The following is a 13,246-nucleotide window of genomic DNA, read 5'->3' as shown; positions in this document are numbered from 1 at the left end:
CCAGCAGCTTTGTGGGTAAGCGCGGGATTATAGCGGATTATTTGGGGCAATTCTCCACGCAAAACTGATAAGGCTTCACTGCCCCGCCACAACTGGTATAGCACTGGCGGTACTGCGCATCACATTGGCATTCATTGCTACAAATTAGATCACGAATGCGGGCGGTTTCGCTGCTCAACGTCGGTTTTGCCGGTAACTTATCCGGGCGACTTGGCTCATTCAGCAAGGTCATGCCATTGAGCAGGGAATGGTGGTGTAAGCAACTGGCTGATTCTTTACCGTCGCGGTCACAGGTAAGCCGCCGCAGATCGTGTTGCAATTCACGCTGACGCAATTCACGCTGACGCAATTCCATTTCGTAAAAGCGCAAATCGGTTTGATAACGTTCCATCTCACGTTGCCATGCGGCCAAACGGGTGTCGTATTCACTGAGTTTTGCGGGAAGTTCGGCTTTAGCCTGTTGTTCAGCTTTGGCACTGCATTGACCGTATTGCAGATTGCATTGCAAGTTGCAGGTGCGCGTTTGGGTTTCACAGCGGTTGAGACAACTCAAACCGCCGGTACTCGTCGGTGGCGTAAATTCATAGCGGGTTTCGTATTGCGGGGCACAGCCGGATAACAGCCAAAGACTGATTAAGAATCCCCACCATTTGTTCATCACTCACCTCATTGTTTATTTGCGCATTTTCGCCAAGGCTGCGGCTAAGGCATCCCCCATTGCTGAGTTTGCGGCAGGCGCTGGCTCTTTCATAGATTTTTTTGCGTTGGGCTGACGATTGTCAGGTTTACGTTCATGACGATCATTACTGCGCTCTTGTTGTGGACGCGATGTTTGTGGTCTGCGCTCTTCACGGTTGGCAGCCGCTTTGGACATGGGGTTTTGGGCAGCTTTCGACTGGGTGGGTTCTAAACGCATAGTTAACCCAATGCGCTTGCGCTGCACATCCACCTCCTCGACACGCACCTTCACCACATCGCCAGTGCGCACCACTTCACGAGGGTCTTTAATAAATTTATCAGTCAGTTGGGAAATGTGGACTAAGCCATCTTGATGCACACCAATATCCACAAATGCCCCGAAATTCGCTACATTAGTAACCACACCTTCGAGAATCATACCCGCCTGTAAGTCTTTCAGCTCATTCACACCTTCGCGGAACGTAGCAGTCACAAATTCAGGGCGTGGGTCGCGACCCGGTTTTTCCAGTTCTGCCAAAATATCGCGAATCGTGGGAACACCAAATTGTTCGGTGACGTAATCGGCGGGTTTCAGAGTGCTAACAAATTCGCTATTTCCCACCAATTCTTGTAGAGGCTGACGGTTCACAGCGGCAATCTGCTCGACTAGGGTGTAGGCTTCCGGGTGAACGGCGGACGCATCCAATGGATAATCCCCATCACGAATCCGCAAAAAACCGGCGGCTTGTTCAAAGGTTTTTGCGCCTAACCGTGACACTTTCTTCAATTGATTGCGATTGCGGAATGCGCCATTGTCATTGCGGAAATCCACAATATTGTCAGCAATCCCACTGTTTAAACCGGAAACCCTTGCCAGTAATGCGGCAGACGCGGTATTCACATCGACCCCAACCGCGTTTACACAGTCTTCGACCACTGCGTCCAGCGAACGCGCCAGTTCTGGTTGATTCAAATCGTGTTGGTATTGACCGACACCAATGGATTTCGGGTCAATTTTCACCAATTCTGCCAGCGGATCTTGCAAGCGGCGGGCAATGGATACCGCACCACGAATGGAAACATCTAAACCGGGGAATTCACGTGCCGCCAGTTCTGAGGCGGAATATACCGAGGCACCGGCTTCTGAGACCACGATTTTAGACAATTTGAGTTCGGGATGACGACTAATCAAATCGCCCGCCAACTGATCGGTTTCGCGGGATGCCGTGCCATTGCCAATGCTGATCAGTTCAACGCTGTGTTTAGCGCATAAATCTGCCAATATCGCAATAGATTGATCCCATTGTTTTTTCGGCACATGCGGGTAAATCGTGGCAAAATCCAATAGCTTACCCGTTGTATCGACAACAGCAACTTTCACTCCTGTGCGCAAACCGGGATCAAGCCCCAGCGTATTACGTGCCCCAGCAGGTGCTGCCAGCAATAAATCTTTCAAGTTCGCTGCAAACACACGGATAGCTTCTGCCTCCGCCTGTTCACGCAAGCGTTGATTCAAGTCGGTACTTAATCGACTATGTAACTTTACTTTCCACGTCCAACGTACCGTATCCAGTAACCAACGATCCGCAGCCCTACCCTGATCACTAATATTGAAAGTTTGGGCAATTTTATCTTCGCACGGATGGCTCATACCCTCTGTTACGGCAACATCCAGTTTCAAATCCAGAATGCCTTCATTACGCCCACGGAATAATGCTAGAGCGCGGTGGGAAGGGATTTTGTGTAAGGCTTCGCTATACGCAAAATAATCCGCAAATTTTTGCCCCTCTACTTCCTTTCCCTCAACCACACTGGATTCAAAACTACCCTGCTCCCATAAATATTCACGCAATACACCGCTCAACTCAGGGTTTTCGGCAAAATCTTCCATGAGGATTTGCCTGGCTCCATCCAGCACCGCTTTGGTGTCGGCAAATTCCATCTCAGGATTGAGGTACTTGGCGGCTTCGGCTTCAGGGTCAAGTTGCGGGTTACTGAGCAAGGCTTCTGCCAGTGGCTGAATTCCGGCTTCGCGGGCAATCATGGCTTTGGTGCGGCGTTTGGGTTTGTAAGGCAGGTAAATGTCTTCAAGTTCGGTGCGGGTTTGTGCTTGCAATACTTGTTGCTCTAACTCGGCACTCAGCTTGCCTTGTTCGCGGATGGAGTTCAGTACGGTGTCACGACGCTTTTCCAGCTCACGTAAGCTGCCCAGACGAGTTTCAAGGTAACGCAGTTGGGTATCGTCCAGCCCACCGGTTTTTTCCTTACGGTAGCGGGCAATGAAAGGAACCGTTGAACCCTCGTCCAATAAGGCGACAGCACTAGCCACTTGCTGTTCTTGAACCGCCAATTCGGTAGCGATACGGGAAAGAATACTTTGCATACGAAACTCGTTGTTGTGATCAATGCCTTGCATCATAACAAAGTCAGGGGAAGGCTCAAACAACGTGAATTGATTCTATTGGTGATGATTATCACAGCTAAAGCAGTTAACGACTGTAATAATCCAATCACAACGCAAGTAAGTAACCAAACATGGCTTCTATTCAACCTATTGATTCTATAAAACAACACGTTGAGAAGCTTACTAACACTAACAAGGTAATTGGCTTGAGCCATTGTTCAAAAAAGGGTTTAACTATCATGGGTGTACATTTACATCTTGCTGCCATTTCTGATTTCAATATCAGTCGTCTCATGGCACATCCGCAACTTATCTGGACTTTAGTCACGGCTGAAACACGCTTTCCTGCATCACGCTATGCCCTAGAGCCTGAGTGCATCACTCTGCGAGAAAGCTTGGGTGAATACTGGCATGGCATCCACTACCTCCTATGTGGTCAAGGCTGGAATGGGCAGTTACCGGATGCTTTTTTGCTGGATGGCGGCAGTTATGTGGGCAATGTGGACTTGGGCTATGGCCCTGCACGAACATTTGATTCAGGTGAAGTCAAGCACATTACCCAAGCGCTAGTGAATAAAACACCTGAGACATTACGCCAGCACTTTGATACCAATCAAATGTTGGATGAGGATATTTACCCGCCAATATGGGATGGTAATACTCAAGCTCTTGACGCCTGTCTCAAGCGTTTCCAAGCGATGCAACACTTCATGCGACATGTCGCCGAAAATGACCTTGGTTTAGCTGTCTATTTGCAAGAAACGTAAATCCCCGTACCACTCACGCAGCAACGGGGGATTACGTCAGATTGAACACGCAGAGGGTGGGGTTAAATCGCCCCACCCATAATAGTAGCTAAACGATTGCGGGCGTACATATAATACATCAGCGGAATCAGTACCAGTGTCAATACCGTGGATACTAATATACCAAAAATCAATGATACGGCTAATCCACCAAAAATTGGATCATCAATAATAAAGAATGCACCGACCATGGCTGCCAATGCGGTTAATGCAATAGGTTTGGCACGTACTGCGCTTGAATTAATCACCGCGTCTTTCAAATCCATGCCGCTTCTCACCTGTTCGTTAATGAAATCGACTAACAAGATGGAGTTACGGACGATAATCCCAGCAAGCGCAATCATGCCAATCATGGAGGTGGCGGTAAACTGCATCCCCAGCAATGCATGACCAGGCATTACACCGATAATGGTTAACGGAATAGGCGACATGATGACTAGCGGAACCATATACGACCTGAATTGTGCCACGATCAACAGGAAGATCAGAATCATCCCTACCCCGTAAGCAATCCCCATATCGCGGAAGGTTTCGTAAGTCACTTGCCATTCACCATCCCATTTCATCCCATACAAATAAGGGTCATCCGGCTGCGCAACAAAGAATTGATTAATCGGATTATCATACACGGACAGTTCTTTAATGCCACTAAAGATCTCGAACATGCCATACAGCGGGCTGTCTGTTGTCCCTGCCATATCACCGGTCACGTACACAACCGGCAGCAAATCTTTGTGATAAATGGAATGTTCCCGTGTGGTTTCCTGCACACTGACCAATTCAGACATCGGCACTAACTCACCCGCCTGACTACGTACACGCAATGCCAGTACCGAATCCATTTTATCTTTCAATGCTACCGGAAACTCGACGCGAATCGGTACTGCATACTTAATACCCTTACCGTGTAAAAACACTACGTCTTCACCACGTAATACCGTATCAATAGCAGAAGCAATCGCATCTTGGGATACACCTAGCAACGCCGCTTTACGACGATCGACTTGTACCACCAAACGCTTTTGCGGGTATTCGACACTATCATCAATATCCACAATGTCTTGGGTTTGTTCAAATATACCTCGAACCTGCTTGGCAACCGCAATTTGTCCCGGATAATCCAAACCATACACTTCAGCCACAATTGGTGACATCACCGGTGGCCCCGGTGGCACTTCGACTACTTTCACATTGGCATTGTACTTTTTAGCAATGTCTTGCAAAGGTGGGCGTACATCTAAAGCGATTTCATGACTTTGACGTTCACGTCCGTGGGCATCCGTTAGATTGACTTGAATATCACCAATATTAGAGCCTTCGCGTAAATAGTATTGACGCACCAAACCATTGAAGTTGATGGGTGCAGCGGTTCCCGCATAAATTTGGTAATCGGTTACTTCATTGACTTTCCCCAGATACTCCGACATTTCGTTCAGTACCCGCGACGTTTGTTCCAATGAAGTACCTTCCGGCATATCCAATATCACCTGGAATTCGGATTTATTGTCGAAAGGCAGCATTTTCAGTACTACTAGCTTGAATACTGCCAGGGAGGCAGATAACACGATCAATAAAGTAATGACTGCGAACAAGGTCGTGCGACGTTTACTACCTTTTTTATCGTCTAGAAATGGGGACATGATACGACTGAAAAAACCGTGCAACTTATTGTTATCGTGATGATGGAGGCTGAAATCAACGTTGGCCAACATTTTTCCTGTCATCCAAGGTGTCACTACGTAAGCGACTGCCAATGAGATCAGCATCCCCATACTGGCATTGATCGGAATCGGCGACATATAAGGCCCCATTAATCCCGATACAAATGCCATCGGCAACAACGCTGCAATCACCGTAAACGTTGCCAATATGGTAGGGCCACCTACTTCATCGACGGCTACTGGAATCACGTCCAACAGCTTTTTCCCACCTTGCTGCATGTGACGGTGAATATTTTCCACCACCACAATGGCATCATCGACCAAAATACCGATAGAGAAAATCAACGCAAACAACGAAACCCGATTTAAGGTGAAACCATAAGCCCATGATGCAAACAAGGTTACCGCTAAGGTAATCACCACCGCAGCACCCACAATCAGGGCTTCCCGCCACCCTAAAGCAAACCAAATCAACAAGGCTACAGCGATGGTTTCAATAATGAGTTTGTGAATCAACTTTTCAGACTTCGCCTGAGCCGTCTCGCCGTAATTACGCGTGACAGTGACATTCACACCTTCTGGCACGAACGTCCCCCGCAATTTCTCGAAGCGATCAATGACACTATTAGCAATATCGACTGCATTCGTCCCAGGCTGCTTGGCAACAGCAATGGTTACGGCTGGGGTATGGATACCTGCTTGCAATTCTTTATGTGATGCTGCGCTACCTGTTCCAAAAGTGACGTAAGCTTCTGGCGAATCAGAAGTACGCTTTACTTCCGCAACATCGTTAAGGAAAACAGGTTTGCCGTCGAAGACACCGACCATCAGCTCCCCTACTTCTGCCGCGTCCATCAGGAATGTACCCGCTTGTACTTGAATTTCCTCGTTGTTATTCACCAAGGAAACAGCATCACGAGCAGAATTACTGGCGTGTAGCGCATTCCGCAAATCAGCCAACGAGATACCATGACCGGCAAGTTTTTCAGCATCCAACAAGACATGGACAATTTGTTGCGGGCCACCGATCGTGTAAATATCACGCGACCCGGGTACGCGCTTGAGTTCCGATTCAATGGCATGTGCCACTTGATTCAACTCATAAGCACCGCGTTTATCATCTTCAGTCCACAATGTCAGCGCAACAATGGGCACATCATCAATGCCTTTCGGCTTAATCAATGGTGTACCTACGCCAAGATTTTGAGGCAACCAATCCTGATTAGAGGCGACCTTGTTATACAAACGCACCAGTGCATCCGTTCGATCCTGCCCCACTTTGTATTGCACGGTTAAAACCGACATACCCGGCATCGAGGTGGAATAAATATGTTCCAATCCCTCAATTTCAGACAGCACTTGTTCGGCGGGAGTGCTGACTAAACTTTCCACCTGTTCAGCACTAGCCCCCGGAAACGGGATAAACACATTGGCAAATGTCACATTGATTTGTGGATCCTCCTCACGGGGCGTCACCATGACAGCAAATAATCCCAACAGCAAACCAACCAAGGCCAGCAATGGTGTAATTTCCGTGATCAGGAATTTCTTGGCAATTCCCCCTGAAATGCCCAACGTTGGCTCACTCATCGTGTTTTACCTCCGCTGCTTGTTGCTTCAGGGAAATGGCTGCTTGTACAGGATCAAGCGCAATGGTTTCACCCGCATCGACACCAGCCAATACACTGATCGTATTATCATCCAGTTTTTTCCCTAAACGGATTTGACGTAATGCTGGTTTACCTTCTTTATTAATGACATACACACCAATTACTTCGCTACGCACCACCACGGCACTTTCTGGAATGCTTACCACATTTTCTTGCTGCCCAATGACAAAAGCCACCTTAACAAACATACCGGGGAACAAGTCTTGTGCGCCCTCTTTTAGATCAATCCTGACTTTAAATGCATTGGTTTTAGGATCCGCGTAAGGAAAAAAGGTCAAGGACTCAACAGCCAACGATTTATTAGAGCCATCCTGAAACACAAAGGCTTTCTTTTCCTGACGAACTTTGCCAATTAAACGCTGGGGAACTTCGACAACCACTCGCATTTTATCCAGTGAAATACCAGTCATGATTGGCGTACCAAGATTGACAGCCTCGCCTAACTGCACATGACGCTTCGTCACGATCCCCCCGTAAGGCGCAATCAGTGTCGTATAACCCAATTGTTCGCCCGCTTGGGTAACTTGTGCTTTAGCCGCAGCTAACCGCGCTTCCGCCGCTTTTAACCCAGCTTGAGCTGCGTCTAAATCAGCTTTGGGTACGAGGCGTTTTGCATAAATCTCACTGACACGTTGAAAATCTGTTTGTGCTTCGCTATAGCGTGCTTGTGCTTCATCCAGTGACGCTTGCGCCTGTTCTACACCTGCTTGCTGATTTTTGGATTTGATTCGCGCAATCACTTTACCCGGTTCAACATAATCATCCACATCGTAAAACAATTTTTCGATAACACCACTGGTCTGTGCCGAAATAGTGCTTTCATTAACGGCTTCAACATGACCATCCAGATAATACAACTCCGGTGTAACAATCGCGTTAACCGTGGTCGTTTGCAAGGCAATTTGTACCTGTGCGGAAGCGGCTGGCTGTATTTGCTCAGAATTCCCGCAAGCCGATAATGCCGACAATCCGACGATCAGTAACCACTTTGGTAACATTTTCATGGCATACTTACCTTAAAACAAAATGAGAAGTTGACGCATCCTAACAGAGAATATTAGAAAATACTAATATGTGGTCAAAATCAAACATAACAAGGTGATAGATGAAAAAAGCAATCTTTATGCCAGTTGTTTTACTAACAGCCATATTTATGACAACCCATGCAGCGGCAGACATGTACAAGTGGACGGATAAAAATGGAGAAGTCCACTACACTCAAACCCCCCCGCCGCCAGACGCAAATGGCAAAAATATTGAAGACGATATACGCCTTTCCACAGGTAAACTCGGTAATGTTATTCCTAAAGAAAATAGCACATCAGAACCTAAAGATACGTTAGAACAAGCACGTCAGGACGGCGAAAAAAGTGATCAAAAGCATCGTGAGTTCTGTGCTCAACAAGCTGAAGCACTCAAAAAGATGACAGCAAACGCTTTAATTAAATGGAAAGATGCTCAAGGTGAGCGTTTTCTGACAGCAGAAGAAAAAACCACAAAAATGAAAGAAATTCAGGAAAATATTGACAGCATGTGTAAACCAGAGATGTTCAGCAAAAGTAGCAACAAATCAACCAGCCAAACTGAAAAGGCCGTTGACGCACGTCTTACTGATGACACGGATAAAACCTCAGAACTCAACCCCAATAATGCAATGCCTGATGCTGCAAACGTTGCTGGCAGTTCAACAGAGAATCAAACGAATCAAGCAACAGCAGCTATGCTGCCAGCAACTGATTGACTTAAATCAAGAAATCATGAGCAAACCTAGTAAAAACCCTTGAGAATCCCTCCGTTTCCCCACAGGAATCCATATTGGCTTATTAGTAGATACTAATTACAATCCGCCCAGTGCTTGCAACAACAGTGTTAAATACTGAGCTAGGAGAGAAAGCAAGTACTAACAAAACAGACCAAACGAAACTATAATAATGCTTATATTGGGGAGTCAGAGTTATCTGACTCCCCAATTTTTTGGACGCAATACACCCATCTGCTATTATTATTTTGCAAAAACAGGGATGAAATTATGACAGCCGATACTGACACCGAGCAAGTAAGTAGCAGAGAAGATGACAATCGAATGATCATTGTAGGAATTGGTGCATCTGCTGGAGGGCTAGAAGCACTTCGGGCGCTCGTACCTAATTTGCCGATTGATGAGCGGGTAGTTTACATTCTTGCGCAACACTTAGATCCCAAACATAGCAGCATGATGGTGCCTATACTTGCACGTGAGACTAAACTTCCCATTGCTGAACTGCAAAATAATCAATCAATCAAAGCAGGAACTTTTTACATCATCCCGCCAGCTATGGATGCGTTTTATGCTAACGGGCGTTTCCATCTAGAAAAAGCCACAGGAATTGGCCCCAAACCCTCAGTCGATCGTCTGTTCGCCTCATTAGAAGAAAATCATGGCAGACACTCAGTAGGCATTATTCTTTCTGGAACAGGCACTGATGGTACACATGGTATCCGAGCTATCAAGGCAGAAGGCGGCATTACCATTGCACAACTCGAATCCACTGCACGGTTTGACAGTATGCCACATTCCGCTATCGGCACGGGGCATGTTGATCTTGCGCTTCCCCCCGAAGATATTGCCCAGCAAATCCACGATATGCTGGCGCAACCGGATATTTCGTTCTTATTTGCCAGCAAGCCTGAACCGAGTGAAGATGAGATTCAGGAAATCCTGAGGATGCTACTCGATCAAACTGGCACAGATTTTCGTGATTACAAACGCAATACCTTACTGCGCCGTATCGAACGCCGCATGACGGTACACAAGTGCAAGCAATTGAGTGAGTATGCTGCCTATCTGAAACAGAAACCTGAAGAATTATACGAACTGCACAATGATATTCTGATCTCAGTTACTAGTTTTTTCCGCGATACAGATGCTTATCAAGCCTTGCGACGGGTAATTGAAGACGTAGTTCCTGAAGGCGGACACGAAATCCGGGTGTGGGTGGCGGGCTGTGCCACGGGTGAAGAAGCATATTCCATTGCTATTATGCTGTCCGAATACCTCGGCAACCGCATTGCCCGTTATAAGATACAAATTTTCGGTACTGACTTATACGATGGCGTTTTGACTATTGCCCGTCAGGCGCGTTATTCCAAAGCTTCAGTAGCAGGAATTGATCAACGCATTCTCGACAAATATTTCATTCAAAAAGACGGTGAATACCAACTGACCCAAACCATTCGCAACATGGTACTGTTTGCGCGTCATGACTTAGTACGCGACCCACCTTTCTCACACTTGAATTTAGTATCATGTCGTAATGTATTGATTTATTTCAATCAAACATTGCAGCGCAATGTATTGGAATCCTTCCATTACGGTTTAGAACCTGATGGCATTATGTTTCTCGGCAAATCTGAAACCATTGGTGGCAGTGACCGTTTATTTATCACCGTGGATCGTAAATCACGTATTTATCGCCGCCGCAGCGACATTAAAGGACACTTACCCTATTTATTGCAAAATCGCTCACTCCGTGAACAACGCAACCAACATTACAGCAATAATCTCCGCGATAAACCCCGAGCTAAATTACAAGACTCTATCGACAAGCTGTTAGTCAATATTTACCAACCTGCTTGCATCATGTTGGATGACCGTCAGGAAATTGTGTATGTTCGAGGAAATGTTGATCCCTACCTTGGTTTTGCTGAAGGTCGAGCAGCGTTGGGTGTTCTGGATTTAATTCGTACCGAATTGCGCCAAGATTTACGCGGTCTAATTTACAAAGCACGGCGCACCGATGAAACCATTAGCAGCCGTCGCATCAATTTCACAATCAATGGTGAACCGGTACGCGTTGTGATGCGAACCCGCCACTTTCCTGCTGGAAAACTAACTGAAACCGAAGTCAGCGTCGTTATTTTTGAAGTACTACCAGCTAACGATTATCCTACTACGCCAGAACAAGAGGCTATTAACGTTAGCGATGCTTTGCGTATCAAAGAGTTAGAAGAAGAACTACGTGAGGTTCGTGAAAGTTTGCAAACCACGATTGAAGAATTGGAAACCTCCAACGAAGAACTGCAATCCACTTACGAAGAAGCCCAATCAACCAACGAAGAACTCTACACATCCAGTGAAGAATTGCAGACATCCAATGAAGAACTGCAATCCACCAATGAAGAATTACGCACTGTTAATCAGGAAGTTAGTGTCAAAAGTAGTGAACTCGAAGCCGCTAACTTACAACTGAAAAACACCAACGAACTGTTATTACACGAAATCGAAGAACGCAAATGGGCGGAAGCTCGTCTGGAAATTGAACGCGCTAAGTTGGATACCATTTTCCAGAGTCAACCCAACTGGATTAACATTTGCGCGTTGGATGGCACAATTCAAGAGGTGAACCCAGCAGGACCACTGATTATGGAAGCTAAAAATCCAGAACAGTTGATCGGGCATTCGCTCAAAGATTTCGTTTTTCCTGAATACCAAGCGGACGTGGATGCCTGTATCACCCAAATCAGTCAAACTGGCGAATTTCACGCCCGTGAAGTCAAGGTTAGAACCTTCAAAGGCAATGTGCGTTGGCTGGAAGTACGCCCAGTATTGATTCATTTGGATAACGATGAATTGCGCATTATGTCGATTATTGTAGACCACACTGATCGCATGATTGCCCAACAATTATTGGCTGACCGTCAACAAGAGCTGGCGCATATCATGCGTTTAAATACCCTAGGTGAAATGGCCTCGGGCATTGCGCATGAACTGAATCAGCCGCTGTCTGCGATTGCCAATTACATTCGCGGTTGTGAATTACGCATGAAAAGCAACGAATGCAGCATGACGGATATTGCCGATGTCATGCAATTAGTCAGCACTCAAGTACGACGGGCAGGTGAAATTCTACGGTATGCAAAGGACTTTACTCGTAAAGATCAAGATGTCGAATGGCAAGAACACGATATTAACCAGATCATTGAAGAAACCTTACATTTACTGGATACCACAGAACAGTTTAAACAAGTTAAATTAAGCAAAGCGCTTTATCCCAAGTTACGTTTGGTAAATGTCAATAAAATCCAGATCGAACAGGTATTGGTCAATATGATTCTAAATGCCTTGGATGCAATGGAAGAATTTTCACCAGAAACTATTGGTAAACTGCATATCGTCACTGAACCTGTCGGCACACACGCGATAAGGGTTTCAGTGATTGATGAAGGCACTGGCCTACCTGAAGACTTTGCCAATAAGATTTTCCGTCCTTTCTATACCAGTAAAAAAAGCGGTATGGGTATGGGGCTACCTATCAGCAGTTCCATCATTGAGGCTCACGGTGGTAAGCTTGAAGCCGTCAATAATCCTACTCAAGGTGCTACTTTTAGTTTTACCTTACCGTTAACAGGAACTAACCGTAAATGAATTATGAACCTACCGTATTTATTGTTGATGATGATCCAGCTGTGCGTGACTCTTTACGCTGGTTGTTAGAGTCCATGCGCTTGAAAGTAGCGACATTTGGCTCAGCCGAAGATTTTCTCAAGTTTTATACCATGCACATGATTGGTTGCTTGATTTTGGATGTGCGAATGCCAGGTATGAGTGGCTTGCAATTACAGCAATTCCTGACCAAACAAAAATACGCATTGCCCATTCTCTTTATTACCGGGCATGGTGACATTCCAATGGCAGTACGAGCCATGCAAGCAGGTGCAATGTATTTCTTAGAAAAACCGTTTGAAGATCAAGTATTGTTGGATTACGTGCATGAAGCGTTAGCCTTAGATGTTGAAAATCAACAATCCCGCATCCGTTTAACCATGACCCAAGCACGTATCGCTAATCTGACCGAACGTGAGCGCGAGGTGATGGAGTTGGTGATCGACAACCATTCCAATAAAGAAATTGCCACCAAACTGGGCGTCAGCATTAAAACAGTGGAGTTTCACCGCAGTCACATGATGGATAAAATGCACGCCACGTCACTGATTGAATTAGTGAACATGGCGCGTGAAGCGACAGACAACGAAAAAATCTAGTCGCTG

General features: G+C 46.1%; 8 protein-coding genes. 4 read left to right on the top strand and 4 right to left on the bottom strand.

Features of this window, described 5'->3' with window-relative positions; translation table 11 throughout:
- Window positions 1-37: 37 nt before the first annotated feature.
- Window positions 38-658, bottom strand: coding sequence for a hypothetical protein (locus tag BLV87_RS06210; protein WP_093066514.1), 621 nt, complete (start codon window positions 656-658; stop codon window positions 38-40).
- Between the two features lie 15 nt (window positions 659-673).
- Complete coding sequence (locus BLV87_RS06205) at window positions 674-3,061, bottom strand: Tex family protein (RefSeq protein ID WP_093066818.1); 2,388 nt, start codon at window positions 3,059-3,061, stop codon at window positions 674-676.
- A gap of 260 nt (window positions 3,062-3,321) precedes the next feature.
- On the opposite strand from BLV87_RS06205, the gene BLV87_RS06200 reads away from it, so the two are divergent.
- Window positions 3,322-3,849: a YfbM family protein gene (locus tag BLV87_RS06200; protein ID WP_175517860.1), complete on the top strand. Its 528-nt coding sequence runs from the start codon at window positions 3,322-3,324 to the stop codon at window positions 3,847-3,849.
- A 62-nt stretch (window positions 3,850-3,911) separates the two neighbouring features.
- Here BLV87_RS06200 and BLV87_RS06195 read toward each other — a convergent pair whose 3' ends face one another.
- Window positions 3,912-7,139: an efflux RND transporter permease subunit gene (locus tag BLV87_RS06195; RefSeq protein ID WP_093066510.1), complete on the bottom strand. Its 3,228-nt coding sequence runs from the start codon at window positions 7,137-7,139 to the stop codon at window positions 3,912-3,914.
- A complete protein-coding gene (locus BLV87_RS06190) occupies window positions 7,132-8,223 on the bottom strand; it encodes an efflux RND transporter periplasmic adaptor subunit (protein ID WP_093066508.1) in 1,092 nt (363 codons plus the stop codon). The genes BLV87_RS06195 and BLV87_RS06190 overlap by 8 nt, the downstream gene beginning before the upstream one ends.
- Window positions 8,224-8,324: 101 nt before the next feature.
- Here BLV87_RS06190 and BLV87_RS06185 point away from each other — a divergent pair, with 101 nt between their 5' ends.
- The 3 genes from BLV87_RS06185 to BLV87_RS06175 all read left to right on the top strand — a co-directional run bounded on the left by BLV87_RS06185 (window position 8,325) and on the right by BLV87_RS06175 (window position 13,240).
- Window positions 8,325-8,960: a DUF4124 domain-containing protein gene (locus BLV87_RS06185; protein ID WP_093066506.1), complete on the top strand. Its 636-nt coding sequence runs from the start codon at window positions 8,325-8,327 to the stop codon at window positions 8,958-8,960.
- 288 nt (window positions 8,961-9,248) lie between these two features.
- Window positions 9,249-12,623, top strand: a complete 3,375-nt coding sequence (locus tag BLV87_RS06180; protein WP_093066504.1) for a CheR family methyltransferase — start codon at window positions 9,249-9,251, stop codon at window positions 12,621-12,623.
- Window positions 12,620-13,240: a response regulator transcription factor gene (locus tag BLV87_RS06175; protein ID WP_093066502.1), complete on the top strand. Its 621-nt coding sequence runs from the start codon at window positions 12,620-12,622 to the stop codon at window positions 13,238-13,240. Before BLV87_RS06180 ends, BLV87_RS06175 begins: the two co-directional genes overlap by 4 nt.
- Window positions 13,241-13,246 lie beyond the last annotated feature (6 nt).

This window comes from Thiothrix caldifontis, from assembly GCF_900107695.1.
GTDB lineage: Bacteria > Pseudomonadota > Gammaproteobacteria > Thiotrichales > Thiotrichaceae > Thiothrix > Thiothrix caldifontis.
This window is presented reverse-complemented; position numbering and strand designations above follow the sequence as displayed.

Excerpts from the sequence above, each read along its gene's own strand:
- BLV87_RS06175 (WP_093066502.1), top strand. The coding sequence starts at position 12,620 with ATGAATTATGAACCTACCGTATTTATTGTTGATGATGATCCAGCTGTG.
- BLV87_RS06210 (WP_093066514.1), bottom strand. The coding sequence starts at position 658 with ATGAACAAATGGTGGGGATTCTTAATCAGTCTTTGGCTGTTATCCGGC.
- BLV87_RS06180 (WP_093066504.1), top strand. The coding sequence starts at position 9,249 with ATGACAGCCGATACTGACACCGAGCAAGTAAGTAGCAGAGAAGATGAC.
- BLV87_RS06205 (WP_093066818.1), bottom strand. The coding sequence starts at position 3,061 with ATGCAAAGTATTCTTTCCCGTATCGCTACCGAATTGGCGGTTCAAGAA.
- BLV87_RS06200 (WP_175517860.1), top strand. The coding sequence starts at position 3,322 with ATGGGTGTACATTTACATCTTGCTGCCATTTCTGATTTCAATATCAGT.
- BLV87_RS06185 (WP_093066506.1), top strand. The coding sequence starts at position 8,325 with ATGAAAAAAGCAATCTTTATGCCAGTTGTTTTACTAACAGCCATATTT.
- BLV87_RS06195 (WP_093066510.1), bottom strand. The coding sequence starts at position 7,139 with ATGAGTGAGCCAACGTTGGGCATTTCAGGGGGAATTGCCAAGAAATTC.
- BLV87_RS06190 (WP_093066508.1), bottom strand. The coding sequence starts at position 8,223 with ATGAAAATGTTACCAAAGTGGTTACTGATCGTCGGATTGTCGGCATTA.